The following is a 25,732-nucleotide window of genomic DNA, read 5'->3' as shown; positions in this document are numbered from 1 at the left end:
GTTATGACCGAATTATTAACGTCAGGTTAAACTCTTATTTAAGATAAATATCGTAGCACTCATCCTTTTTCCTAAAAAATTAAAATGACAATAAAATCAATAAAATAAAAACATAAAAAACGAGATTAAATCATATAACAATACACTTAGCAGGGATGTTGTAACGAAACGTAAATACCGATACTTGAGAGTTTTCTTAACGCATTCTTGCGCGTATTCTATATTTGTCGATAGTCGGAAATAAATTATCGATGACACAGGGAAATACACATTAATTATTTTGCTAATAATGTGGCACGCAATGAGTCTTGCATGCGGATGCTTACGGATGAGGGCTCTCGACGTGCGAATGATACCTCCAGCTTAAATAAGGATATTTTTATGGTTGTTCCTGGAATGGCTCAAAAACTCAATCATCAGATGAACCTTGAGTTCCACGCGTCAAATCTATACCTGCATCTCAGCGAATGGTGTGAACAGCAGCGTCTGAGCGGCACCGCCACCTTTTTACGCTCCCGGGCGCAGTCCCGGGTGACGCAGATGATGCGGGTATTCGATTTTATGAAAACCGGCGGCAGCTGGCCGATTGTCAAAAGCAAAAATTGCTATCGTCACGACTGCGCTTCTCTCGAAGAGCTTTTTACCGCGACGCTTGCCGATCACCAACAGCGTAGCAGCACGCTATCCGGGCTGGCCGAAGAGGCCAAAGCCCACAGCGACGACACCACCTGGCGTTTCCTGACTCAATTAGAGAAAGAACAGCGCCAGGATGGCATCCTGCTGCAAAGCGTGCTGGAAAAGGTCCGTCACGCCGGTAAAGCCGGCCTGTGTATGCAACAGACCGACCGCCAGCTGCTGAGCCTGGTCACCCCTCGCCCGCACTAAGGCCGTAGCGGCGGGCACCACATTAACCGTTCCCTCAGCGAAAGGGATTCCTGCGGGAACGGTTTCAGCACCGCTTTATAGTCCTCAGCCTGACTGGCATAGCCGCGCACCGATTGTAAAAGTACCCGCAACGCGCTGTCCCAGACGATCCCCTGCAGATCGCTGTAGGGCCACAGGTCCGGTTCGCGAATAAACGGCACCAGGTAATCAATCCCCTGCTTCACGCCGCGTCCATCGCGAATCACATTCCAGCGATCGATATCCACATGCTCAGCGTAGCGGTTGAGCAACAGATGCGCTTCCAGATTAAACAGCGAATAGTGGAATGGTATCGTACGTTCCAGCTCCATCGTCTGCTTACCATCTTGATCGATCTGCGCCGCCATACGCTGGGTCACCCCCTGTTCAATGATCCGCGCCACCAGCCCTTTATCGCCATAAAACAGCGCATTGACCGCCCGCTGGGCGTCATACCAGGTGCCATGATTGTTATGCCAGACATATTCGGAATGGCCGATTTCGCTGTAATACATCCAATGATTAAAATCGCGAAACCATTGGTGCAAGCCAATAATGTCATCGGTATCAAGGACATTCGCCGGGGCAACCAGGCCGATAGTATCAATGACCATCCACAACAAGCGGGTGTCGATAAGACCGGTGCCGCGCCCGGAGACAATACCGGGGATCGCCTGACCATAGTTGAGATGCGGATTCATCCGGGTCTGCGCATCGAGGAACCAGCAGCGGATTTGCAGCGCTGCCGCCTGGGCATACTGGCGCTTACCACTGAAATACCAGGCCAGTCCTAAGGTCATACACCGTTCGCACATACGAATGATCCGCGCCGTATCGGTATCGTTATTTTCACATTGCGGATTGGTATGACCGTCGCGACGAATGTAGGGCAACCCGTTAGGGCGCCGGGGATTCGGCCACCAGTAAGTCCCCAGACTATAGTAGTCGTGCGGATCGCCGCTGACGGGTCTGAGCTTTTTATGCACCACGCTTTCGGGCGTCTCGCGGCTCAGTTTATCGGCGTGCAAAATCAGGCTACTCAGCGCAGGCTGTAGAGGTGAAAACGGCTGTTTCAAATTGCTCTGGGCATTCTGCAGGCACCGTTCGTCCAGGGTGTACAACTTCATCATCACCGTGATTACTCCCCCTGGCCGGTAATACGTAAACCGCTCTGTGCATCAAACAAGTGCACGCCGGAGAGTTTCGGCTGGAGCCACAGCGCCTCGCCCTCACAGACATCCAGTCGCTGTTTAAAGACGGACGTAAACGCGCCGCCGCCGGTGTCGCAGAAAAGTTGTACATCGGAACCGGTGTTTTCAATGGCCGTGATCGTCGCGGCAATCGCATCTTCCCGTGGCGTTTTCACCACCTTTACCTGCTCGGGCCGAATGGCGTAGACAACCTGCTGACCATGACGAACCTGTAGCCCAGGGGGCAACATCAACAAGGAACCATCCTTCAGGCATAAACTCACTTTATCCCCATCCAACTGGACGGTACCTTTCAGCTGGTTGATTTCCGGCGAGCCGATAAATCCCGCCACGAACAGATTTGCGGGCCGATCGTACAATTCCAGCGGCGTTCCCGCCTGCTCGATGCGACCATCACGCAGCACGACGATCATTTGCCCCATCGTCATCGCTTCAATCTGATCGTGGGTCACGTAGACCGAGGTGGTTTTCAACCGACGGTGCAGCTCGCGAATTTCGCCTCTGACCTGAGTACGCAGCTTGGCGTCCAGGTTGGAAAGCGGTTCATCAAACAGAAAGACCTGAGGCTTGCGCACAATGGCACGCCCCATCGCCACGCGCTGGCGCTGACCTCCGGAAAGATCCTTTGGTAAGCGTTCAAGCAGCGGCTCCAGCCCCAGCAAAGCGGCGGCTTCCGTCACTTTCTCTCGCACCTCTTCTTTCGGCAGTCTGGCCATCTTCAGGGCAAAACCCATATTTTCCCGCACGGTCATCTGCGGGTAGAGCGCATAGCTTTGAAAAACCATGGCAATATCGCGCAGCTTCGGTTCAACATCGGTCACATTTTTATTATTGATATGCACCTCGCCTGCGGAAATTTCCTCAAGCCCGGCGATCATCCGCAGCAGCGTCGATTTGCCGCAGCCGCTGGGGCCGACAAGAACGCAGAATTCGCCATCAGGGATGGTCAGCGAGACGTCTTTAATGACGTTAACTTCGCCATAAGATTTACGGACATTGTTAAGAACAACCGCACCCATCACACTCTCCTTATCCTTTGACCGCGCCGGACATGATCCCGCGATTGAAATGTTTTTGTAGACCGAGATAAACAATGATGCTTGGCAGCATTGCCAGCAGGGTAATCGCGATAAAAATGTTCGGCGTGATGCTCTCATCGGTACGCAGCGTGCCGAGGATCACCGGAATGGTATTCAGGCTATCCTGGTTAATAACGATCAACGGCAGCAGATATTGATCCCAAATCATAATGAAACCGAAGGTGACCACGGTTCCGAGCGCCGGCTTCACCAGCGGCAGAATGACGTGGAAAAAAATCTGCCATTCGTTTGCCCCGTCAATTCGCGCCGCTTCTTCCAGCTCTTTCGGGATGGCGGACATAAATTCGGTAAGTACGAAGATAGAGAAAGCCCAGCCGACCACCGGCAAAATCATGCCGAGATAGCTGTTATATAAAGAGGCGTCAATCAGCGGCAGCCGCCAGTTGATAATCATATAGAGCGGAATGGCGATGACCTCTTCGGGCAACATCATCGTCGAGAGGATAACCAGGCTCACTAAAGCGACGCCGCGAAACTTCTTTCGTGCCAGGGCATAAGCCGCTAAGGCACTGACTGACACCTGCAAAATCGTGCCAAAGAACACCACCAGCATCGAGTTGAGCAGATATTGCCAGACGCCAATGTCCTGCCAGGCAAAGATAAAGTTTTCCAGTGAAAACTCGTGTGGCCAGGCCAGCAGCTCGCCGGGCTTCACGGGCGCGCCGCTAAATGCCGTCGCCACGATACCCCAGAATGGCCCGACAAATACCACCAGTAACAGCAGGTAAATACACCACCGACCGGCACTTTCCCAGCGTTTACTGAGCATAAAAACTCCTTAATAACGGGCGATACGTTTTTTGAGAGTGAGATGGACGATGGTCAACACCACGGTGAAGGCAAACAGTAAGAACGACACTGCGGAGGCATAGCCATAGTCGAACTGTTCAAAACCCAGCTTATAAATGTGGGTCATGATCATTTCGGTCGCGTTGGATGGCCCGCCGCCGGTCGTCGCGTACACTTCAGCAAACACGCGAAAGCCGCGAATAAATGACAGCATCAGCACCACCGACAGCGCCGGGATCATGCCGGGCAAAGTGACATAACGCAGACGGTTCCACCAGTTAGCGCCATCGACATTAGCAGCGTCATACAGATCGCGGCTGATTCCCGCCAGGCCGGCGATAAAGATCACCATGTTGTACGGTATCGCCTTCCAGATATGCAGCAGCATGATCACCCACAGCGCCTGGTCTGAACTGGCGAGAAACCCCTGGTCATCAATGCCGAACCAGCTCAGCAGATGGTTGACGACCCCATTAGGCGTCGGGTTAAATAATATCCGCCACATTTCGGCGACGATTGCCGCACTGGTCACCGCCGGAAGAAAAATCGCCGTACGGATAAAGCGCAGATGACGGGCCGGTCCCTCCAGCAACATCGCCAGGAAGAACGCCAGCACCGCGGCAGCGACCATCGTCACCACCACGTACAGCAAGGTATTGATGACCGCGGCATGTAATTCGATATCGGCAAATGCGCGGGTAAAGTTATCCAGACCCACCCACTCATCAGGCTGATTGAAATTCACCTTGTAAAAACTCATGATCAATCCCTGCACCATCGGGATGAACTTGAACCAGGTAAAGATAATCAGCGCCGGGGCTAAAAACAGCCACGGAATCAGCTTTTGTTTGCGCCTGGCGTTGAGCCAGCCGATTGCGCCCGACGACACTCTCCCTGCCGCTGGGGAGCTTTTGGTTTCTTGCACACTCATGCGTTAATGCCTCACTCAGCCAGCACATTTTGTTTTTTCAGTTCGGCAGCAACTTTGCCGTTAAGCGTATTCAACTCCGCGGCAATATCGCTGTCACAGCTCGCCAGAATACGGTTGAAGCCCTCTGCCGTGACCTGGCGAATCGGCGTCCAGTTCGGCACCTGCGGCACATAACGACCGTGTTGGTTATACAAGCTGGCGAATGTTGCCCAGCGCGTATCCTGATAGACCCCCTGTACATCGACGTTTTTGTTAACCGGCAAACGCACCACCGGGATATGCTGGCTCCCCTTACCCATCCCAATCTCCTGGCCTTCCTGGGAGATCATGAATTCAATAAATTTCCGCGCCGCCTCTTTCTGCTTACTGCTCTTCATCAGAAATACCGTTGTACCTTCCGAAAGCGTGGTCTCGCCAGTCGGCCCCTGCAGCGGGATCACTTCAATCTTCTCTTTGCCGGGATCTTTATCGAACAGTGCAATATGGTAAGGCCCACTAAAAAACATCCCGGTTTGCCCGGAACGGAATGAAGGGATCACGTCAGCCGTCGTGGCATTGATCGCCCCCGGTTGAGTGACTTTTTCGCACATCATGGTACGGATAAATGTCAGTGCACTGGCAACCTGCGGGGTATTCAGCGTGGCGCTGAATTTGTCACCTTGTTGGGCAACAAACTCCCCCCCGGCTTGCCAGATAAAGCTACTCAAAAACCAGCTGGCATAGCCGCGCGTGCTGGAACCCGGGACCAGAAATCCGTAGGTATCTTTCTTACCGTTGCCATCAGGATCCTGGGTAGTAAACGCTTTCGCCAGCGTCATAATATCGTCCCAGCTTTTTGGTTGCGGCAGCCCCAGTTTTTCCCGCCAGTCCTTACGCACAAACAGCGCGAAGGTTTGCGCAGAAGTCGGAACGCCGTAATATTTGCCGTCGACATAGCGGGTACTCTCCCAGGCTACCGGGTAAAGCTGGTCGCCACCGGCAATGCTGCCGGGATCTATCTCCTCAACGATACCCAACTGGATAAATTGCCCGAGCGCCACCGCATCGTTAAAAATCAGGTCCGGCAGCGCCTGACCCGCCGCCGCACGCGCAAGTCGCTGTTCAAAATCGGTTGTCGCATTGAAATACTCGATTTTGATCCCGGTTTTCTGCTCAAAGGTCTCCGCCTCCTGCTTGTAGATATTTTTTGAATCGTTACTGGCACGGATCCAGACATTGAGGGTAGTGGCAGCGTAGCTTTGTCCTGCGCCCAATCCGAGCGCAGAAATGAGTAACAATGAACGTAATTTATTTGCAGACATGGCGCCATATCCTTTATTGCAGGTTCAGAAGTTAAAAATAAGAAATGCACGCCATGATTGCCCGGCGACATTTATTACGAAGACGAATGCACTTATTTTATTAATGGTTTTAAAACTGGGTATTTCATCACCCTGGCATTATTAGATAGAAAGGCATTTATCATTACAACCGGACGAAAAAGAAATCGCATTTCAAAATATAAAAAATTGAACAAGATCACATATAAAAGTGACATGCAAAGTGACAAAATAAAAATACATAACAATTTCAATTGAATAAAAAAATCAACAAATCTTTCGTTATTTCAAATACATTTGATAAATGGCTAATACCGTGAGATAACTCACGTTTATCCGTCCATTTTTCATTCTGTAGCATAAGTAAGATCGGCATCACAAAAAAAATCACTTTGTCTTTTACACTGCACCACCATGTGAATGAAACATCATTTCACACATTAATTACGCATTATTTTAACCTCCCTCTCGCGACGCGCTAATATCATCGCTGGTGAGAGTATTTTCTGATTTCCTATCGAAGGGATATTGCCATGGCTAAATTGTCGAGCCGCAGTGTGTTGTGCCTCTCATTTATATTTTCAGGGATAAGTCTGCCACTTTATGCTGCTGAACCGGCGCCTCTAATCCTTGATATCCACGCGCTTGCCCAGAGCCGGCAGCAGATTAAGGAGGGAAACCCGTTATTTACTCAGGCACAGGCCGCGCTACTGGCACAGGCAGATGCGGCACTGAAACATCCGCTGTATTCCGTCATGGACAAGACGCTGGTCGCCGTCAGCGGTGATAAACATGACTACTACAGTTTTCCCCCTTACTGGTGGCCTGACCCGCAAACCAAAGACGGTCTGCCTTACATTCGCAAAGACGGGCAAACCAACCCGGATGCCAATAGCGATGCCACCGACAAGAAGCGACTGGTCAGGATGAGCGATGATGTCTACACCCTGGCACTCGGCTGGTACTTTTCCGGGGATATTCGCTATGCAGAAAAAGCCGTGGCGCAACTACACAGCTGGTTCTTATCAGCGAATACGCGAATGAACCCCAACCTCGAATACGCTCAGGCTATCCCAGGGATCAACCACGGACGCGGCATCGGGATCATTGATAGCCGGGCGCTGGTGAACGTGGTGGATGCCATCGCACTGCTGCGCTCGTCTGGCAAGCTTAGCGACGCTGACTACCGTCAGCTCCAGCAGTGGTTTGGGGATTTCTACCACTGGATGACCACCAGTAAGAATGGTTTTGAGGAAGATAACTGGCACAATAATCACGGTACCTGGTTCGATCTGCAGGCGGCCACTTTTGCCCTGTTCAGCGGCAGGCAAGAGGAGGCGAAACAGCGGTTGCAGATAACCCAGCTACGGCGGATCGTCGGGCAATTCGATAATCAAGGTCGCCAGATGGCGGAGCTTGAGCGTACCCGCCCCTGGCACTACAGCAACTTTAATCTCGACGCCTACAGCCAGCTTGGCCGACTGGGCGAGAAAACCGGTGTCGATATCTGGAACTTCAGCCTCGATGACCATAGCCTGCGCAAGGGCTATCAATATATTGCAGGATTTATCGATAGTGACACCCCCTGGCCGTGGAAGGATCTTGATAAGCCTGACGCAAAAAAAACCCTCTTCAATATGGCAACGGCGGCCCATGCCTGGCCAGACGATCTGACATTCAGCCAGAAAGCGCAATGGCTTCGTCACCGCTATCCGCAAGATATCACGACCCTGATTGCCCCCTTACCACTGCAAGCGACGGGTGGGGTAACAAAATAATGATGCAATTTTCCGGGCGATGGCCAGCCATCGCCGCACGCGCGACAGAGAGTCCTCTGATCGCAAAATTGATTGCAGAACACGCCGCGGATGTGACCACGCCGGTCCTGATCCCGCAAAGGGGAATTGCCAGCTGGAATCTTTACTATTTTTGCCCTCAGCACAGCGTCCGTTTGCTCTGGCGACGTGATTCCCCCACGGAACATTGCTGCCCGGTAGACGGTGAAATTTTTCGTGGCGATCCTTACGACGGCGCATGGTGGCGAGAACTGAATGGCCGTAACGCCAGCGCCTGTTATCGGCTCGGTCTGTTGTGGCAACTTACCGGCGATCGTTGCTACGCCGATAAAGTCGCCGAATGGCTGATAGGCTACGCCGACGTGTATCCAGAATATGAGGTTCACGGCAATATCCCTCATAACGGGCCGGGCAAAATGAACGCCCAAACGCTCTGCGAAGCAAACTGCATACTCGATATGGCTCTCGGCTATGACTTTGTCGCGGACACGCTATCAGCAGAGCAGCAGCAGCACATCCGCCAGCACCTGTTGCGCTGCGCTGCCGATTTTTTGCGGATGCATCGCAGCCCGCAAATTCACAATCACGAAGTCAAAATTAACGCGGCTCTGGCAGTACTGGGCTTTATTCTGTCCGATGACGAACTGTTGGATTTCGCGGTCAACCAAACCTACGGCCTGCGCTGGCAACTGGAACAGGGGCTTTTACAGGAGGGGCTGTGGTTCGAAGGGTCAATTCATTATCACTACTACGCACTACAAGGGTTCTTTGCCTTTGAAAAACTCGCGCGCGGCACGCGCTGGAGCCTGACCGATGGCCCCTGGTACCCCAAAATGCTCTCCTTCCCGCTTTCGCTACTGCTACCGGACGGGACTTTCCCAAGGCTGAATGATTGCCTGGCCGGTCAGGAGGCATTAGGGCATAACGATATTTACGAATTTGCGTGGCATGTTTGGGGAGATGCGCGCTATGCCGCCGTGCTCAACGCGACGGTGGGCGACGATATCACCCTCGATTCGCTGCTGTGGCGCGATTTGCCACTGCCTGCTGAAACACCGCCGCTGATAACCGGGCACTCTCTGTACGCACCTGGAGCCGGCCTGACGCTCTGGCGTCGGCCAGAGCACCAGCGGACGATCATGATAAAACATAGCCCCTACGGCGGTGAGCACGATCATTACGATCGATTGAGTTTGCTGATCTGGCAAAATGGCCACGCCCTGCTCCCCGATTTGGGTACCACCGGCTATGGCGCCCGTATGCACTATGACTATTACAAACAGAGCGCGACGCACAATACGGTTTCCGTTAACCAGACCAACCAGCCGCCGGCTAATGCGACGGTACTGAGCTGGCACCAGGGGAACGACTTTCAGTGGTTCGATAGCCGGGTCGACTGGCGCGATAAGCCACCTGTGCTGAAGAGTCATACCCGCATCGAATGGGATCTGAACGCCTGGCGGGATATTCGTTTCCGTCGGCAGTGCTTATGGCTGGGAGATGTGTTGATCGATCTCTCCACCCTCGACAATCCTCATCGTCAGCAACTGGACTGGACGCTGCACCTGGCGGCGCAAGCGCTGGATAAAAGTGGCACAGCTTTGCCATTTGCCCTGAGCGGACCGCTGCAGCACATGCGCGATGCCACAATGACTCAGTTGAACAACTGCCAGCCGCGCCACTTTGCTACGGAGGATGACACATTTGCCCTGTGGCTGGGCGGTGAGGCTGAACTCTGGCAAGGCTACGGACCTGATAATCCGTCAATTGCGGAGCTCAGTTATCTGGTTTTACGCAGCCACCAGGCGCAGGCTCGTTTCCTCGGAATATGGGATTTTGCCAGCCAGATGCCGTTGACCGACGTGAACGTTCAACATCATGAACACGGCACCCAACTGATGCTTTGGCGAGCGGACGACTGTACGCAGGTAACCATCAGTAATGAGGAAGGCAGGCTTCCTGACATGCAGCACCACCGCCAACGATCCCCGCAGGTCACTCTTCTCTGAAACATCATTTTCGGCGCTTCGGCGCCGTTTTTATTCCTGAAAAGCATTAAAAACTTTTAAGTAGATCTCATTACCACTCAGCCGAAGATCGCAGGCGGAAATTAGTGACGGAGATCACTTTTTAACATTCGCCATAAGAATATAAAAACAGCGTTTCAAAAATTTAAAACATGGAGTTTATATTAATGGCAAAAGATACGGTTTCAACCTCACAAGCGTTGCAGGGAAGACCGATTTTGTTACGCCATCAGCTAGCCTACGGCGGCGGTAACTTACTGGGGAGTGGCGCGCTGGCAATCAGCGGCGCCTGGCTATTGTATTTCTATACGACGTTCTGCGGCCTGACGCTGATCGAGGCAGCATTTATCTTTTCCGTCGCCAGCATTATTGACGCGATTAGTAACCCGCTGATGGGTTATCTTACCGATAATTTCGGTAAAACACGGCTTGGCAAACGCTTCGGACGGCGGCGTTTCTTCTTGTTGATTGGTATTCCACTGATGATGTTCTACCCACTGCTGTGGGTTGAAGGCCTCAGCTTCTGGTACTACCTGTGTACTTACGTCATCTTCGAAATCATTTATACATCAGTTATGGTGCCTTACGAAACATTAGCCACAGAAATGACTGATGATTTCGCATTGCGCTCAAAACTTACCGGTTATAAGGCGATTTTCGGTAAGCTGGCCAACTTCCTGGCGGCCTTTATTCCAGGCCAGTTTATCCTTCTGTACGGCAAAGATTCAGCCACTCCATTCTTCCTTACCGGAGTGACCTATGGCCTGATTCTGATTATCGCCATCTCCTGCCTGTGGTTCTGCAGTTGGGAGCGTCCGCGTGAAGAAGACCATGCGGTTAACAAGAAAAAAAGCCTGCTGGCGACGCTGTCGACGCTGGCGAAAGATATGATTTCCACCTTTTATCTGCGTGTTTTCCGTAAACACCTCGGCATGTATCTCTGTGGTTTCGGCGCAGAATGGCTGTTTGCCTCGATCTTTACCTACTTCGTGATCTTTGTGCTGCAGCACGATCCGGCGATGGTTGCCGGGCTGAACAGCCTGAACTCCATTCTGCAACTGATCTCCACCGCGTTGTTTATCGGCCTGTGCGTGAAAAAGGGGTTCAGCAAGCCCTACATCCTGGCGCTGAGCATCGTTATTTTCTCCGTGTTGCTCTACACCTCGCTGTGGTTCTTCCACCTGCCGTCCCACCTGGCAACTATTTTGATGTTCGGGATCACCGTGCTGTTTGGCCTGGGTACCGGCGGCGTGTACTACATTCCGTGGACCGTCTACACCTTCCTCGCCGATGTCGATGAGATCTATACCGGCCGTCGCCGCGAAGGGGTTTATGCCGGTGCGATGACCTTCTCCGGTAAAATTTTGCGTTCGATTATCGTCTTCACCATGGGCGCTATTCTCAGCTACTACGGCTTCCAGTCAAAAGCGCATACGCAGCCTGAAAGCGCGGTGACCGCGATTGCTGTGGTCTTCTGTAGCGGCGTGATTCTGTTGGCACTGGCGGCGATTGTCTTCAGTAAGCAGATGAAGCTGGATCGCAAAGCGCACCTGATAGTGCTGCAGGAAGTGGCGCGAATTAAGGCTGGCGGCAAGATTAGCGATATCCCGTCCGATGTGCGCATCGTGGTGGAAGGCTTAGTCGGCCATCGTTATGAAGAGTGCTGGGGTAACAGTAAGCTGTTCAGGGATGACCAAGCGACCCAGATCAGTCCCGTTACTTCTCATTAATCAGTGTTAACGCCCCACCAGGATTCTGGCGGGGCGTCTGCTTTTAGTGCGCTTCGCCCTGCGGCGTAAATTTCAGTTCTATCAGGGCAATGGCTTTTTGCACCGCACGCAGCGTTACCGGGTCGGCGGAGGCTGGATGGCTGGCGAAATCGATGGCTTTCAGTTGCGTGGTCATCTTCTCGCGCACTTCAACAGGGGCGATAACATCAATGACGTCGAGGATCTGTTTGATAACTAACTGGCAGGCGACAACGTCAGAGACCAGTTCGTCTTGTTCAGTGAGGTGTTGAGACATTTATTACTCCTATTTCGAGGAGCGTAATAGTAACCTAAATTCCGAGAGATAAAAAAACCTGCCGCAGCAGGTTTTTTTATCAGAACATACCGGCAGGCGGTACGTCTTTGAAGGTTTTGCAATATTGTTCGAACATGCTCTTCAGGATTTTGCGCAACTTCATGGAGTGACTCCGTTATTTTGTTATGCAGGTGTTACTGTCGATGGGGCTATAATATGACTTGCATCACATAAATCAATAGAAATTTGCTACAAATCACATTTTTATTACAAGTATAATTTAAAAATTAAACAAAATGAGGAAGGTACGCGTAACGCGTCTGGGGCGTACTTCGCGGCTAACCTCACCTTGCTATGGCAGACACAATGAGTACAGATATCTCTTCACGGGAAGACCGCGCCTTCTCCGCTCCGGCGCTGTTGGTCGCCGGGGCCTTTTTCATGGAGTTTCTCGACGGTACGGTGATCGCCACCGCGTTACCGGATATGGCGAAGGATTTTGGCGTCGCGGCGGTTGACCTCAATATCGGTATCAGCGCCTACCTGATTACGCTGGCGGTATTGATCCCGGCCAGCGGCTGGATTGCCGATCGCTTTGGCGCCCGAAAAATCTTCACCCTCGCGCTGGCGATATTTACGCTGGCCTCGGTCTTTTGCGGCTTCTCCACCAACGTCGACAGCTTTGTTGCCATGCGCGTTCTTCAGGGCATGGGCGGCGCGCTGATGGTTCCGGTTGGCCGACTGGCAGTGCTGCGCACCACGCCCAAGGATCAGCTGATCAAAGCGATTGCCACCCTGACCTGGCCCGCGCTGGTCGCCCCGATCATCGGCCCGCCGCTGGGTGGCTTTATCACCAGCTATGCCAGCTGGCACTGGATATTCTTTATTAATGTCCCCCTCGGATTGATCGCCATCGCGCTGTCGCTACGCATTATCCCAAATATCCGGGAAGAGGAACGGCGTCCCTTCGACCTTCCCGGCTTCCTGGCGACCTCGGTAGCGATGGTCAGCCTGGTGAGCGCGATGGAGCTGCTCGGCGATACTCAGCCTCAGGGCTGGGCCACCCTCGCCCTGCTGGGATTGGGGGTCGCCTGCATGCTGTTTTCACTGCGCCATTTCCGCCGCGTGGCCTGGCCGATGGTGCGCCTGGACGCGCTACAGATCCCTACCTTCCGGGTTACGATGTATGGCGGGTCGCTGTTCCGTGCCTCAATCAGCGCCGTCCCCTTCCTGCTGCCGCTGCTGTTTCAGGTCGGTTTTGGCATGGATCCCTTCCACTCCGGGCTGCTGGTGCTGGCGGTGTTTGTCGGCAACTTCACGATTAAACCGGCCACTACACCGCTGATTCGCTGGCTGGGCTTTCGTCGTTTACTGTTGATCAACGGCGCGTTAAACGTGCTGTCGTTGCTGGCCTGCGCGTTCTTAACCCCAGAAACGCCGGTATGGTTGATTTGCCTGATTCTGTACCTCGGCGGCGTATTTCGTTCAATCCAGTTCACCGGCGTCAGTACGCTGGCTTTCGCCGATGTGCCGTCGCCACAGATGAGCTACGCCAACACCCTGTTCAGCACTGCTTCGCAGCTGGCCGTCGGTCTAGGGATCACCCTTGGTGCCATCGGGATACGCATAGGGGAAAAAGCCAGCGAGTGGTTGAACCTGACCAGCGTGCCGGGAGTGAGCTTCCGCCTCTCGTTCGTCTTTATTGCGCTGATTTGTCTGGTGGGAATGGTGGATAGCCTGCACCTGACCAAAGATGCCGGCAGCAGCGTGTCGAAGAAGCAGAAGAGATAAAACAGAAAAGGCCAGCAGCTGCTGGCCCTCTTTATACTCGAGTAAACGCGATTAGCCGACGATCTGACGCACGAAGGCTTCGATCTCTTTGTCCTGGCAGTTTTCAAAGAAGCACTGCTGGAAGCGTGGGCCGGAAACCGCCGTTTTGACCAGTTCCGGGTCGATAGCGCGCAGGGTGTCCAGATAGTTATCTTTAACCACGGCAGCTTTAACGGTGTTCAGAATGCCGGCGTTACGAACCTGCGGCTCTTTACGCTCCGGCGGGTAGCCTTCGCCTTTACGGCCGGTGAAGGCTTTTTCAAAGATAAAGCGTACGTTCAGCTCCGCGCCCCAGCCAAAACCTTTGGCGAAAGGCAGAGACAGCGCGTTACCGTTATTGATCTGAGCAAACAGGAAGGCATCAGCAGGATCAATACAGTAGCCGCAGACAACACCCGGGTGGATGTTCAGAGACATCAGTGCGCCCTGTCCGGTACCACAACCGGTGACAACGAAGTCCACCGCTTTCGAGTTCAACAGAATGCTGGCCATGATGCCCAGGTGGATATAGGTCAGATGATGGTCCTGCTCATCGCTCATCCCGACGTTGTATACCGGGAAACCTTTTTCATCAGCAACGGCGTTTAACTCGTTGAGGATGGTAGCGTTTTTGCTGGCCTGGCTGTTTTCCATCATCAATGCGATTTTCATGCTTTACTCTCCTGAATGCTGCGCGGGTACTCCCGCAGTAGTTCGTTAGCGTTGTGAAAGACTCTACTACTTAACAAACACACTTTCAAATTTTATGAAAAGTTGTTTTATAAATTACGTAGTGCTTCACATTTTTGCCTTCCTGTTGCCGCTAACGCCCCCGCTCTTCCCCGAGGGCTCTCGCAGGATACAGAAGCGAATACCCACATACTCTGACGGTGAATGGCGTATCACTTGCACTTTATTACTGCTATTAGCAGGTAATTAAAATATTAAACCAAAACCATTCTCATTTATTATTAAATTGCCAATGCGTTTTATTCCCATTATCATTTTTAATAAATATATTTTTTAATTTACTTTTTGCAAATAAATTAATAACAAATTATAGTAACCCCACAATAATCTTTAGCCTTTATTTTCGGAGCACACGCTATGCTGAAAACAGAAATGATCGATAAACTGAATGAGCAGATGAACCTTGAGCTTTATTCTTCTCTGCTGTATCAGCAAATGAGCGCATGGTGCAGCTACCACAGCTTTGAAGGTGCGGCCGCCTTCCTGCGTCGTCACGCCCAGGAAGAGATGACCCACATGCAGCGCCTGTTTGATTACCTGACCGACACCGGCAGCCTGCCTTGCATCAACACCATTTCTTCACCGTTTGCCGAGTACGCATCACTGGACGACCTGTTCCGTGTCACCTACGAACACGAGCAACTGATTACGCAGAAAATTAATGAGCTGGCCCACGCGGCGATGACCAATCAGGATTATCCAACCTTTAATTTCCTGCAGTGGTATGTTGCTGAGCAGCACGAAGAAGAGAAATTATTTAAATCCGTTATTGATAAGCTTACCCTCGCCGGTAAAAGCGGCGAAGGTCTGTACTTTATTGATAAAGAACTGGCTACGCTCGACACCCAGAATTAATTACCACGGCGGCGAGGCAGCGCTTCGCCGCCCTGTTAATGACGGCAAATTTTACTTTCCCGGGTATTAAAGCCCGACTCTTCAGCAATAAATTTCCCTTTTTTCTGCAGAAAAGCCACCAGCTCCGCCGCGCTTAAATTTTGTGCCGAACAGGTATGAAAACGGGCATCGGCGCCAAAACGCGTGCTAATTGCCGCTTCAAGACTGTCGGTAGTGTAATGCTCCCCTGAAGCAAGCATCATCTGCAGCACTTCATGACCATGAATCGATGACATAACGCCTCCTTAAAACGCACAGCATAGCCGGGCCAACCGGTGAACATGTTGCGCCAGCGCAGGCTTCAGGCAATCAGCCGATCATGTAAACCTATGATTACAGGCAGTGTAACCCTCATTTGACGAGCGTACGGATTTCACATACTCTGCGCGACATATTTTATTGCTTATTCCTTCATGGATAGAGAAAAACGTGAAGAACCGCACTCTTGGTAGTATTTTAATCGTCGCCGGAACCACCATCGGCGCGGGGATGTTGGCGATGCCGCTGGCTTCAGCGGGCGTGGGTTTTGGGGTCACATTCTGCCTGCTGATCGCGCTGTGGGCATTGATGTGTTACACCGCATTGCTGCTGCTGGAAGTCTATCAGCACGTACCGGCAGATATGGGGCTCGGGTCGCTGGCCGCGCGTTATCTCGGTCGTTACGGCCAGTGGGTGACCGGTCTGTGCATGTTGTTCCTGATGTATGCGCTCACCGCTGCCTATATTAGCGGCGCGGGCGAGCTGCTGGCATCCAGCCTCAACCAATGGCTGGGCTGGACGCTTCCTGCGGCGGGTGGCGTCCTGCTGTTTACCGCCGTGGGTGGCGCGATTGTCTGCCTGGGCACCTCGTTGGTCGATCTGTTTAACCGCTTTCTGTTCAGCGCCAAGATTATTTTCCTCGCCATTATGCTGGCGCTGCTGTTACCGCATATTCACCAGATCAATCTGCTGACCTTACCGCTCCAGCAAGGCCTTGCGCTGTCAGCGATACCGGTGATTTTCACCTCTTTTGGTTTTCACGGCAGCGTGCCGAGCATCGTCAGCTATCTCAACGGCGATATTCGTAAGCTGCGCCGGGTCTTTATCATCGGTAGTTTTATCCCGCTGGTGGCCTATATTTTCTGGCAGTTGGCGACGCTCGGTAGCATTGACTCCCCTGCCTTTACGGCGCTTCTGGCGAAGAGTGCCGGCCTGAACGGGCTGTTAGAGGCGGTGCGTGAAGTGGTCGCTTCGCCGCACGTCGAGCTGGCGGTACATCTGTTTGCTGACCTGGCCCTGGCGACGTCATTCCTCGGCGTGGCGCTCGGTTTGTTTGATTACCTGGCGGATCTGTTCCAGCGTAAAAACACCCCAGCCGGTCGTCTGCAAAGCGGTGCGTTGACCTTCCTGCCGCCGTTGGCCTTTGCCTTGTTCTATCCGCGTGGGTTTGTGATGGCGTTAGGCTATGCCGGCGTCGCGCTGGCGGTGCTGGCGCTGATACTGCCGTCGCTGCTGGTGATGAAGAGCCGTCAGCAGCATCCGCAGGCCGCATGGCGGGTCGCCGGAGGCGGACTGGCGCTATGGCTAGTGCTGTTTTGTGGTGTCGCGGTGATCGCGATACAGTTCAGTATTGTCGCGGGGTTGCTCCCGGCGGTGGGATAAAAAAAGGGGGCCAGATGGCCCCTTTTTTATTTGGCTAAGCAACACTGCTTATATTTTTTACCGCTGCCGCACGGGCACGGGTCATTCCGCCCGATTTTTGCCTCATTTCTGATAGGCTGCGCCACCACTTCGGGCTCGGCATGTTCTGTCCAGTAGTGATACAGAGAGAGCGCTGCCGGGGTAATGTTGTCCACGCTGGCAATAAACTCATCGACAGAGAGCCCTTCAACCGCCGTAAACTGCGCTTCCGTGCCGTGCAGGGCAATGCTGTCCAGCGCCGCCTGCTGCTCTTCCGGCAATACAGACCAGTCACCAAGCCCCACGCCGCGCATATAACCGAAGCACCACTCCTCAATGATAGTCAGCTCCTGCCCTTCCTCTTCACGAGTACCGAACAGCGGTTCGAACTGGTCAGGATACTCTTCAAGGCGCTCGGCAATATCGCTCATATGCTGCAGAGTGAGGTTTACAAAGTGGTCACGTTCGCGGTCGTTTGCCCAGCGCGGCACGTTGTCTGCGCCGCCCCAGATAGCCAGCAGCCACTGCGCCGGTTCAATCTCTTTCGGGCCGGATAGAATGGCCGTCAGCAGGCCGTCAAGCTCTGAGACATCAAGGATGGCGCCATCGGTGGCGTATTTCGACAGGATATCGTCCAGCCATTCAAGTTCGCTTTCGTTCAGGGGTCCGGTTTTCATCAACAGGCTCGTCATGGTAGAAAATGGCGCATACAGTAGCGGAAATGCCGGGAGAAAACTACCCGGCAGCGGGTTCAGTCAGGGTGATTAGATGTCTTTAATAATGCTGGCACGCATTGTTTCGTATTCGCTCTCATTAATCGTGCCGTCTTCAAACATTTTTTTCGCCTGCGCGAGACGCTCTCTGACCCCTTCAGCAGAAGAGTGTGCTGCAGCACCTGGCGGAGCCACAAGCGGGCTGCTGTCATCGTTCAGCTGTTCATCGCCAAAGCGGTTGGCACCGACGGTGCCACGGGCAAACAGCAGCCAGATGGACATCACCAGCACCGCAATACCACCCAGCCCGGTGAACCACAGCCAACCAGCCGTTTCGCCATCGTCAACAGTAGCGACGATACCGATAAAACCAATCAGCAGGATGAGATAGGGTGAAAGCAGCCACCATCCGGATTTGTTCAGATCATGCAGGCGACGGACCGCCACCGCGATACCCGGGATAATAATTAGCAGACCAAATAACCCACCAATGATTGGGATCAGCCCCAGTACAATAGACAGCACAAAGTTGGCAACGGTAAAAACTACATACTCCTGGCGCGCTGACCGGCCGCGAAAAGTGGCATATTTACGGAAACAATTACCGTAGCTTTCGAACAAAGTAGCCATAAAATCCCTCATTTAAATTGTTTTTATCGCCGTACTGCTATTCTGTCCCCAAAGGAAAATTTCAGACATGCCGGCGCGTTATTTTAGCGCAGTTTACTAACGATGTTAGCTGCAGAAAATGGAACAACAATCGCACGTATTTATGAACACGCCATGCCAGGAATGTCGAGCCGGCAAGCGGCGCCTGGCAGTATTCAGCGGTAAGCTCAAACAGAGTGGCTAAGCGTCGTGAGGCAGGGACAAAAACAAAAAAACCACCCGTAGGTGGTTTCACGACACTGCTTATCATTGATTTTATTCTATAATCCCAATGGTACCCGGAACGAGACTTGAACTCGTACAGCCTATGGCCGAGGGATTTTAAATCCCTTGTGTCTACCGATTCCACCATCCGGGCTCGGGATGTAAATTGGAGGCGCGTTCCGGAGTCGAACCGGACTAGACGGATTTGCAATCCGCTACATAACCGCTTTGCTAACGCGCCTTTAAATCTGAACACCCGCAATTGCCGATGTTTTAAACCTGGAGCGGGAAACGAGACTCGAACTCGCGACCCCGACCTTGGCAAGGTCGTGCTCTACCAACTGAGCTATTCCCGCAATATCAAGCTAATTTGCTAATCACTTGATTTTGTTATCGTCTGGCAAGCTGTGCTGCCGTTCGATGCGATGCATTCTACTTACCTGGCGAAATGAGTCAACGATATTTTTTAAATCATTGTGTCGTTTGCTGAAAATTACGCCGAAACGATCACTGATCAAGCAAATCTCCGCGCGCAGCGTTTAAATACTGCAGCATAGACCACAGCGTCAGCACCGCCGCCACCAGAAACAGCCCAATACCGGCCCACTCTACCCACATATTTGGCCGCCACAGCATCCACACCAATGCCGTCATCTGCGCGGTGGTTTTCACTTTGCCGATCCAGGAAACGGCCACGCTGCTGCGTTTGCCCAGTTCCGCCATCCACTCACGCAGTGCAGAAATAATAATTTCCCGCGCGATCATCGTGGCCGCCGGCAAGGTCACCCACCAGGTGTGGTAATGCTCAACCACCAGCACCATCGCAATCGCCACCATCACTTTGTCGGCAACCGGATCGAGGAAAGCGCCGAAACGCGTACTCTGATTCCAACGACGCGCCAGGTAACCGTCAAACCAGTCGGTCACCGCCGCCACGAAAAAGATCAGTGCGCAGGCAAACGGCGCCCAGGCAAAGGGGAGATAAAACGCCAGCACGAAGAACGGAATCAGGACGACGCGAAACAGAGTCAGCAATGTAGGGATATTAAATTGCATAGTAACGGGTAACTATTTGTTAGAAGTAAAAATTAGCCCTATGTTGCTACAGAGCCCCTAATGTTTCAACGAGTAGAAGATCTTTTCTGCCAGACCGTGAGATATACCCGGTACTTTAGCAATTTCCTCAACGCTTGCTTGCTGCAACCCCTGCAGACCCCCCATGTACTTCAGGAGCATCTGGCGGCGTTTTGGCCCCACGCCTTCGATCGTCTCCAGCGAACTGGTGCTTTTCACTTTTGCCCGTTTTTTACGGTGTCCGGCAATGGCGTGGTCGTGCGATTCATCGCGAATATGTTGAATGACGTGCAACGCCGGTGAATCAGGCGGCAGGTTAAAGCCCTCTCCCTCAGGTTCGAAGAATAGCGTTTCCAGCCCGGCTTTACGATCGCTACCTTTTGCCACACCTAATAATAGAGGATGATGCTTGTCCCACGGTACCTCCAGTTCAGCAAACACGCTCTTCGCCTGTCCAAGCTGACCTTTACCGCCATCGATCAGGATAACATCCGGAATCTTGCCCTCTTCTATCGCTTTGCCATAGCGCCGGCGGAGTACCTGGTTCATCGCCGCATAATCATCGCCCGGGGTGATCCCGGTGATATTATAGCGTCGATACTCCGCACGCAGCGGCCCGTTGCTATCGAACACCACGCAAGAGGCCACCGTCTGCTCTCCCATGGTATGGCTGATATCAAAACATTCCATGCGCTTCACCGCCGGAAGCTTGAGCACGCTGGCTAGCGCCTGCAGGCGTTGATGAATCGTCGACTGTTGTGACAGTTTGGTGGTCAGCGCCGTGGCGGCGTTAGTGCGTGCCAGCTTCAGATAGCGGGCACGATCGCCGCGCGGTTTGGTCTGAACGTTGACCCGACGCCCTGCCAGCTCGGAGAGAGAATCTGCCAGCAGCGTTTTATCACCCAGCGCAAAGTCGAGCAGAATCTCCCCTGGCAAGGTCCGCATCTGGCTGCCTTGCAGATAGAACTGCCCGACAAACGTTTCCACGACTTCACCAAGCTCGGTCCCGCCGGGCACCTTAGGAAAATAGCTCCGGCTGCCCAGCACTTTACCCTGGCGAATAAACAGCACGTGAACACAGGCCATGCCGGCTTCAAAGGCGACGCCGATAACGTCGAGGTCGTCACCGGTGTTAGAGACAAACTGTTTCTCGGTGACCCGTCGCACGGCCTGAATCTGATCGCGAATGCGCGCGGCTTCTTCAAAGGCCAGCGACTGGCTGGCTTTTTCCATCCGGGCAATCAGTTGCGTCAGCACCTGATCGTCTTTACCCGCGAGGAACAGCCGCACATAGTCAACCTGCTGGGCGTACTCCTCTTCACTGACCAGCCCTGAGACACAGGGACCGAGGCAGCGGCCAATCTGATACTGCAGACAGGGACGCGACCGGTTGCGGTACACGCTGTTCTCACACTGGCGGACAGGGAATATTTTTTGCAGCAGTGCAAGGGTTTCACGCACCGCATAGCCATTTGGGAAAGGACCAAAATATTCACCCCGGGCATGTTTCGCGCCACGGTGCATCGCCAGACGGGGATGGGTATCGCCACTGAGGAATATAAAAGGATAGGATTTATCATCACGCAGCAGCACGTTATAGCGCGGCTGATAGAGCTTGATGTAGTTGTGCTCTAGCAGCAGGGCTTCCGTTTCCGTATGGGTGACGGTGACGTCGATTTGCGCGATCAGCGCGACCAATGCCTCGGTTTTACGCGAAGCCAGGTTGCTCCGAAAATAGCTGCTCAGCCGTTTTTTCAGATCTTTTGCTTTGCCAACATAAATGACGGTGCCGCCAGCATCATACATGCGGTAGACACCCGGCTGGCTGGTGACCGTCTTCAGGAAAGCTTTTGCGTCAAAAACATCATTCACTGACTTGCTAACGACTCCGCATTGCACAGGCCATGGCGAATTGCCAGGTGGGTCAGCTCGACGTCGCCATGGATGTTTAATTTACTGAACATCCGATAGCGGTAGCTGTTGACGGTTTTAGGACTCAGATTTAACTGCTCTGAAATCTCATTCACCTTCTGACCTTTAGTGATCATCAGCATAATCTGCAATTCACGTTCAGACAAACTGGCAAACGGTGATTCCGTTTTTTCCGGCTCAATCTGACTAAGTGCCATTTGCTGTGCAATATCAGAAGCGATATAGCGCTGACCGGAGGCGACACAACGAATGGCATTCACCACTTCCTGTGGCGCAGCACCTTTGCTGAGATAGCCTGCAGCACCAGCTTGCATCACTTTCGCTGGCAGCGGATTTTCAGTATGCACGGTGAGCATAATGACTTTGGTATCCACGATGGAGCGCGCAATTTTACGCGTGGCTTCGAGACCACCGATCCCCGGCATGTTCATGTCCATCAGGACAACATCAACGGAGTTGGCGCGGCACCATTTTACGGCATCCTCGCCGCAACTCGCTTCACCGACAACCTTAATCCCTTTTATATCTTCCAGAATGCGTCGTATCCCTGCGCGCACTAGCTCGTGGTCATCAACAAGAAGGACGTTGATCAAAGGAATAATCTCCAGAATTAGGGACAACGCGACAGAAAACTTATCGCGTACATATTACCGGGTTTTATCGTCACTTTAAAAGCCAAAAGAATGCCCGACAGAAAGTTTCTTAACCCGGTCTGTCAATTTGTTTGCACAGCGACTGGAAACTTATACATAACAGTAAGTTGCATTACGCTTCATTTTTAACATTTGCCCTACAAAAACGGCGACCAGCTCACGCCTGAGGCATCCGAAAAATAGGATGTAAAATATGTAACAATAATTAACGGTGAAAATGCCTTACGTAGTAATTAAGGCTTTTTTTGCGAAAGAACACGTATTATTCAGTCAATTAAATGAGCTAACAGCTCTGATGAGAGAACAGATATTACTCACTCCTTTTTTTTCCGCCGCTTGTGGTATACTGCGCCGCCTTAACAGTTAGTATTGCGCAAAAGCGCCGATAGCAAACGAGGATATCGATGAGCACTCCAGATTTTTCCACTGCAGAAAATAATCAAGAACTGGCACAGGAAGTGACCTGCCTGAAAACGCTGCTGACGCTGATGCTCCAGGCAATGGGCCAGGCCGATGCTGGTCGTGTGATTATTAAAATGGAAAAACAGATCACGCAGATGGAAGACGAGGCTCAGGCTGCCGTATTCTCCAGCACCGTTAAGCAAATTAAACAAGCTTACCGCCAGTAAAAATAAACCGGCTGTGAGTCTCACTGACAGCCGGTCCCCTACGTCTGACACGCAGAACATCCTACGGGCTCAAATTAAACCTGTCGCCACCGCATAGCAGGCGATTTGTGTTTTATTTGGTGCGTTGAATTTGCGCTGCATATTCTTTTGATGAAAATTAACGGTGTTTTCCGAAATCGAGAGAATAATCGCCACTTCTGCGGATGTTTTCCCTTCCGCGGTCCATTTCAATATTTCCAGTTCACGCCGACTAAACTTCATTTCCGGCGGCATCACCATCGCATCTTCCAGACGTAATAGCGTCAGCAGACTGAGTTCAATCAGCATCCTCAGGCGCATCTCTTGTTCATCGTCATGATACGGTCCTGCACCGCGCTGCTGGCCTGAAACAGACAGGAATCCCTGGGCGTGATTCGGCAAGGTCAGACACTGCGTGACCCCTTTCAACAAACCGTGATCGCGCGCGCCATTCCACAACTCCGGTGTATCCCGAAAGAGGCTGTCATTCCACGGCAGGTGACCGCGCAGGAAATTCTCAGCGCGCAGAACCGGGTCAATCGCGAAGAAATTCTCAGCCTGGTAGTACGACATCCACGCCTGCGGGTAAGTTGATTGCAGCGTAATTCTCGGCCGTGTAAAAGGCACGGGATGACGTACGCATAGCGCAAAATAGTCATATTCCAGGCCTTCAGTTTGTTGCTGCAGGAGATTATAAACCTCTTCTCCACACGAGAATGACTGGAATTGTTGCAGCATTTCCCGCCGCCAGCTGAAAAAATCATTGTCCCTCATAACCGAGCAAATAACCCCTAAGTAATAATCATTATTAGAAATACAGAAAACTAACACATAAATCTTATTTCTATGTATAAAATATCGTATACATCGCACTTATTAGATCGTTAGCGAGATAATCCAGCAGTTACAGGAGAAGAGTATGTCGCCTCCACCTTCACAATCGACGATATATTCCCGACGCCTGCACGCAGCCCTCCTGCCTCGCCGTCACCGATGTTGCCGCAGCCTCGCTGGCCGAATTCGGTGCGGACGTCTTGCGGATCGGTTCGCCAGTGCGGAGGTAAAATCGCCAATTGGTAAGCGGTGCTTAATTGATTTGCTGGATGCCCTGGGGTTAGCCAGGCAGGTGCGGGCAAAAGATAGTCGGATACAGAGATGGCCAGCGGCATTGCCGCCGCCGGTCAGGACTGATTCCAGGCTGGTGATGATTACTGCATCAGGAATTTTTCAAGGAACTGACGGGTACGCGGCTGCTGAGGATTGGCAAACAGCGCTTTTGCCGGGCCCTGCTCAATGATACGCCCCTGGTCCATAAAGATGGCGCGGTCGGCCACGTCACGGGCGAAGCTCATTTCATGGGTCACGATGACCATCGTGCGCTTCTCCTGTGCCAGCTGGCGGATAGTGTTCAACACCTCGCCCACCAGCTCCGGATCCAGCGCGGAGGTCGGTTCATCGAAGAGGATCACGTCCGGGCGCATCGCCAGCGCACGGGCAATCGCTACGCGCTGCTGCTGTCCGCCGGAGAGACGACGCGGGTAGCTGTTTTCTTTCCCCGTCAGCCCGACTTTGGCCAGCAGGTCCCGTGCACGTTCAATTGATTCGTTTTTATCCTCACCTTTGACGATAACCGGCCCTTCGATGATGTTTTCCAGCACCGTGCGGTGTGGAAACAGATTGAAGTTCTGGAACACAAAACCGACATGCTGACGTAAGCTGCGAATCAGCCCTTTCTGCTGGTTGAGGCTGCGCGCGGTATCAATGGTGACATCCCCCACGCGAATGGTTCCACTTTCCGGCTGCTCCAGCAGGTTAATACTGCGCAGCAGCGTCGTTTTACCGGAACCGCTGGGGCCAATAATGGCCACCACTTCCCCTTCCTGCACATTGAGGTCAATACCGTGCAGCACCGTCTGGCCATGGAATTTTTTCACCAGGTTTTTGACGTCAATGGCACTCATTTTGGATCACGCTCCTGGCGGTTGAGCTGGTTTTCAAAGTAGTTTTGCAGCGAAGACAATACCGTTGCCATCACCCAGTAAATCAGCGATGCGGCAAGATACATGGTGAACACTTCCAGCGTACGCGAGGTAATCAGCTGCGCCTGACGGAACAGCTCAGGTACCTGAATTGTCGCCGCCAGCGAAGTATCCTTCACCAGGCTGATAAAACTGTTGGAGAGCGGCGGCAGCGCCACCCGCGCGGCCTGCGGCAAAATGGCCCGACGCAGCGTTTGCCACGGGGTCATACCGATACTGGCCGCGGCTTCCCACTGCCCTTTGTCAATAGAGGCGATCGCCGCACGCAGCGTTTCTGCCGCGTAGGCCGCAGTATTCAACGACAGGCCAATCATCGCGGCCGGGATCGGATCCAGCTCAATACCAAACTGCGGCAGACCGTAGTAGATCATAAACAGCTGCGCGATCAGCGGGGTGCCGCGAAAAATAGAGATATACATCCTCGCCAGCCATTTCACCGGCCACAGCGTCGACATGCGCATTAACGCGAGGATAAAGCCGAGTATCAGGCCAAAAATCATACCGCCGATACTGAGCTGTAAAGTAAATACCGCGCCCTTTAACAGAAACGGCGCGGAATCGATAACCAGTTGGATACTCTCTTGCATT

The 25,732-nt window shown here is 52.6% G+C and carries 26 protein-coding genes, 3 tRNA genes and 1 pseudogene; 9 read left to right on the top strand and 21 right to left on the bottom strand.

What is annotated here, in order from left to right; all coding sequences use genetic code 11:
* Positions 1 to 381 precede the first annotated feature (381 nt).
* Positions 382 to 885 (top strand): ferritin family protein, encoded by a 504-nt coding sequence (locus ACMYSN_RS24130; protein ID WP_462496433.1) that lies wholly within the window; start codon positions 382 to 384, stop codon positions 883 to 885.
* Here ACMYSN_RS24130 and ACMYSN_RS24125 read toward each other — a convergent pair.
* From ACMYSN_RS24125 to ACMYSN_RS24105, 5 genes are read right to left on the bottom strand one after another with little or no spacing between them, the layout of a single operon-like run.
* Positions 882 to 2,030, bottom strand: coding sequence for an alginate lyase family protein (locus ACMYSN_RS24125; protein ID WP_462498335.1), 1,149 nt, complete (start codon positions 2,028 to 2,030; stop codon positions 882 to 884). The two genes, ACMYSN_RS24130 and ACMYSN_RS24125, sit on opposite strands and share 4 nt — an antisense overlap.
* Before the next feature lie 11 nt (positions 2,031 to 2,041).
* Positions 2,042 to 3,133: an ABC transporter ATP-binding protein gene (locus tag ACMYSN_RS24120; protein ID WP_462496432.1), complete on the bottom strand. Its 1,092-nt coding sequence runs from the start codon at positions 3,131 to 3,133 to the stop codon at positions 2,042 to 2,044.
* 10 nt (positions 3,134 to 3,143) lie between these two features.
* Positions 3,144 to 3,983: a carbohydrate ABC transporter permease gene (locus tag ACMYSN_RS24115; protein WP_174508013.1), complete on the bottom strand. Its 840-nt coding sequence runs from the start codon at positions 3,981 to 3,983 to the stop codon at positions 3,144 to 3,146.
* Positions 3,984 to 3,992: 9 nt separating this feature from the next.
* Positions 3,993 to 4,934: a carbohydrate ABC transporter permease gene (locus ACMYSN_RS24110; protein ID WP_462496431.1), complete on the bottom strand. Its 942-nt coding sequence runs from the start codon at positions 4,932 to 4,934 to the stop codon at positions 3,993 to 3,995.
* Positions 4,935 to 4,945: 11 nt separating this feature from the next.
* Entirely contained in the window at positions 4,946 to 6,235 is a 1,290-nt protein-coding gene (locus tag ACMYSN_RS24105) for an ABC transporter substrate-binding protein (RefSeq protein ID WP_462496430.1), read from the bottom strand.
* A 551-nt stretch (positions 6,236 to 6,786) separates the two neighbouring features.
* Between ACMYSN_RS24105 and ACMYSN_RS24100 the strand changes: the two genes are divergently transcribed.
* The 3 genes from ACMYSN_RS24100 (at position 6,787) to ACMYSN_RS24090 (ending at position 11,806) form a co-directional block, all read left to right on the top strand.
* The gene (locus tag ACMYSN_RS24100) at positions 6,787 to 8,031 is read left to right on the top strand and encodes an alginate lyase family protein (protein ID WP_462496429.1); all 1,245 of its coding nucleotides are present in this window, start codon (positions 6,787 to 6,789) and stop codon (positions 8,029 to 8,031) included.
* Complete coding sequence (locus ACMYSN_RS24095) at positions 8,031 to 10,058, top strand: heparinase II/III domain-containing protein (protein ID WP_462496428.1); 2,028 nt, start codon at positions 8,031 to 8,033, stop codon at positions 10,056 to 10,058. Before ACMYSN_RS24100 ends, ACMYSN_RS24095 begins: the two co-directional genes overlap by 1 nt.
* 236 nt (positions 10,059 to 10,294) lie before the next feature.
* Positions 10,295 to 11,806, top strand: coding sequence for an MFS transporter (locus ACMYSN_RS24090; RefSeq protein WP_462498334.1), 1,512 nt, complete (start codon positions 10,295 to 10,297; stop codon positions 11,804 to 11,806).
* Positions 11,807 to 11,849: 43 nt separating this feature from the next.
* Here the strand turns inward: ACMYSN_RS24090 and ACMYSN_RS24085 are convergent, their stop codons facing one another.
* Positions 11,850 to 12,101, bottom strand: coding sequence for a DUF2766 family protein (locus ACMYSN_RS24085; protein ID WP_004864113.1), 252 nt, complete (start codon positions 12,099 to 12,101; stop codon positions 11,850 to 11,852).
* Positions 12,102 to 12,180: 79 nt separating this feature from the next.
* On the bottom strand, positions 12,181 to 12,264 hold the full coding sequence (azuC, locus tag ACMYSN_RS24080) for a stress response protein AzuC (protein WP_015583995.1): 84 nt from the start codon (positions 12,262 to 12,264) through the stop codon (positions 12,181 to 12,183).
* 203 nt (positions 12,265 to 12,467) lie between these two features.
* On the opposite strand from azuC, the gene ACMYSN_RS24075 reads away from it, so the two are divergent.
* A complete protein-coding gene (locus ACMYSN_RS24075) occupies positions 12,468 to 13,892 on the top strand; it encodes an MFS transporter (protein WP_462496427.1) in 1,425 nt (474 codons plus the stop codon).
* Positions 13,893 to 13,943: 51 nt separating this feature from the next.
* Here ACMYSN_RS24075 and ACMYSN_RS24070 read toward each other — a convergent pair whose 3' ends face one another.
* Positions 13,944 to 14,582 (bottom strand): RpiB/LacA/LacB family sugar-phosphate isomerase, encoded by a 639-nt coding sequence (locus ACMYSN_RS24070; RefSeq protein WP_462496426.1) that lies wholly within the window; start codon positions 14,580 to 14,582, stop codon positions 13,944 to 13,946.
* A gap of 268 nt (positions 14,583 to 14,850) precedes the next feature.
* Here ACMYSN_RS24070 and ACMYSN_RS24065 point away from each other — a divergent pair.
* Both ACMYSN_RS24065 and ftnA read left to right on the top strand, forming a co-directional pair.
* Positions 14,851 to 14,953, top strand: a pseudogene (locus ACMYSN_RS24065) (hypothetical protein); the annotation flags it as partial.
* Positions 14,954 to 15,017: 64 nt separating this feature from the next.
* Positions 15,018 to 15,515 carry a non-heme ferritin gene (ftnA, locus tag ACMYSN_RS24060; RefSeq protein WP_462496425.1) on the top strand — a complete coding sequence of 166 codons (498 nt, stop codon included), beginning with the start codon at positions 15,018 to 15,020 and terminating at the stop codon, positions 15,513 to 15,515.
* Between the two features lie 35 nt (positions 15,516 to 15,550).
* Here ftnA and ACMYSN_RS24055 read toward each other — a convergent pair whose 3' ends face one another.
* A complete protein-coding gene (locus ACMYSN_RS24055; RefSeq protein ID WP_462496424.1) occupies positions 15,551 to 15,790 on the bottom strand; it encodes a YecH family metal-binding protein in 240 nt (79 codons plus the stop codon).
* A 193-nt stretch (positions 15,791 to 15,983) separates the two neighbouring features.
* Here ACMYSN_RS24055 and tyrP point away from each other — a divergent pair, with 193 nt between their 5' ends.
* Positions 15,984 to 17,195, top strand: coding sequence for a tyrosine transporter TyrP (gene tyrP / locus ACMYSN_RS24050; RefSeq protein WP_462496423.1), 1,212 nt, complete (start codon positions 15,984 to 15,986; stop codon positions 17,193 to 17,195).
* Between the two features lie 26 nt (positions 17,196 to 17,221).
* Here tyrP and ACMYSN_RS24045 read toward each other — a convergent pair whose 3' ends face one another.
* The 8 genes from ACMYSN_RS24045 to uvrY all read right to left on the bottom strand — a co-directional run bounded on the left by ACMYSN_RS24045 (position 17,222) and on the right by uvrY (position 22,398).
* The gene (locus ACMYSN_RS24045) at positions 17,222 to 17,890 is read right to left on the bottom strand and encodes a YecA/YgfB family protein (RefSeq protein ID WP_462496422.1); all 669 of its coding nucleotides are present in this window, start codon (positions 17,888 to 17,890) and stop codon (positions 17,222 to 17,224) included.
* A gap of 87 nt (positions 17,891 to 17,977) precedes the next feature.
* On the bottom strand, positions 17,978 to 18,556 hold the full coding sequence (locus ACMYSN_RS24040; RefSeq protein ID WP_462496421.1) for a DUF805 domain-containing protein: 579 nt from the start codon (positions 18,554 to 18,556) through the stop codon (positions 17,978 to 17,980).
* 311 nt (positions 18,557 to 18,867) lie between these two features.
* Positions 18,868 to 18,953, bottom strand: a tRNA-Leu gene (locus ACMYSN_RS24035).
* Between the two features lie 13 nt (positions 18,954 to 18,966).
* Positions 18,967 to 19,040: transfer RNA gene (locus ACMYSN_RS24030), tRNA-Cys, on the bottom strand.
* 39 nt (positions 19,041 to 19,079) lie between these two features.
* Positions 19,080 to 19,155, bottom strand: a tRNA-Gly gene (locus tag ACMYSN_RS24025).
* Positions 19,156 to 19,306: 151 nt separating this feature from the next.
* Positions 19,307 to 19,855 (bottom strand): CDP-diacylglycerol--glycerol-3-phosphate 3-phosphatidyltransferase, encoded by a 549-nt coding sequence (pgsA, locus tag ACMYSN_RS24020; RefSeq protein ID WP_462496420.1) that lies wholly within the window; start codon positions 19,853 to 19,855, stop codon positions 19,307 to 19,309.
* Positions 19,856 to 19,912: 57 nt separating this feature from the next.
* Positions 19,913 to 21,745 (bottom strand): excinuclease ABC subunit UvrC, encoded by a 1,833-nt coding sequence (gene uvrC, locus ACMYSN_RS24015; protein WP_462496419.1) that lies wholly within the window; start codon positions 21,743 to 21,745, stop codon positions 19,913 to 19,915.
* Entirely contained in the window at positions 21,742 to 22,398 is a 657-nt protein-coding gene (uvrY, locus tag ACMYSN_RS24010; protein WP_123754942.1) for a UvrY/SirA/GacA family response regulator transcription factor, read from the bottom strand. The genes uvrC and uvrY overlap by 4 nt, the downstream gene beginning before the upstream one ends.
* Positions 22,399 to 22,862: 464 nt before the next feature.
* Here uvrY and ACMYSN_RS24005 point away from each other — a divergent pair, with 464 nt between their 5' ends.
* The gene (locus ACMYSN_RS24005; protein WP_004864152.1) at positions 22,863 to 23,087 is read left to right on the top strand and encodes a DUF2594 family protein; all 225 of its coding nucleotides are present in this window, start codon (positions 22,863 to 22,865) and stop codon (positions 23,085 to 23,087) included.
* A 69-nt stretch (positions 23,088 to 23,156) separates the two neighbouring features.
* On the opposite strand, the gene sdiA is transcribed toward ACMYSN_RS24005, so the two are convergent.
* The 4 genes from sdiA to tcyL form a co-directional block, all read right to left on the bottom strand.
* Positions 23,157 to 23,879, bottom strand: coding sequence for a transcriptional regulator SdiA (gene sdiA / locus ACMYSN_RS24000; protein WP_462498333.1), 723 nt, complete (start codon positions 23,877 to 23,879; stop codon positions 23,157 to 23,159).
* Positions 23,880 to 23,989: 110 nt separating this feature from the next.
* The gene (locus ACMYSN_RS23995) at positions 23,990 to 24,274 is read right to left on the bottom strand and encodes a hypothetical protein (RefSeq protein ID WP_462496418.1); all 285 of its coding nucleotides are present in this window, start codon (positions 24,272 to 24,274) and stop codon (positions 23,990 to 23,992) included.
* Between the two features lie 39 nt (positions 24,275 to 24,313).
* Complete coding sequence (gene tcyN / locus ACMYSN_RS23990) at positions 24,314 to 25,066, bottom strand: L-cystine ABC transporter ATP-binding protein YecC (protein WP_462496417.1); 753 nt, start codon at positions 25,064 to 25,066, stop codon at positions 24,314 to 24,316.
* Positions 25,063 to 25,731, bottom strand: coding sequence for a cystine ABC transporter permease (gene tcyL, locus ACMYSN_RS23985; protein ID WP_123754945.1), 669 nt, complete (start codon positions 25,729 to 25,731; stop codon positions 25,063 to 25,065). The genes tcyN and tcyL overlap by 4 nt, the downstream gene beginning before the upstream one ends.
* Position 25,732: the final 1 nt, after the last annotated feature.

Origin of the sequence: Klebsiella sp. R445 (assembly GCF_051131755.1) — a bacterium.
Taxonomy (GTDB): Bacteria; Pseudomonadota; Gammaproteobacteria; order Enterobacterales; family Enterobacteriaceae; genus Klebsiella; species Klebsiella lignicola.
Note: the sequence above shows the minus strand (reverse complement) of the source record. Positions and strands in the feature narration are given on the sequence as shown.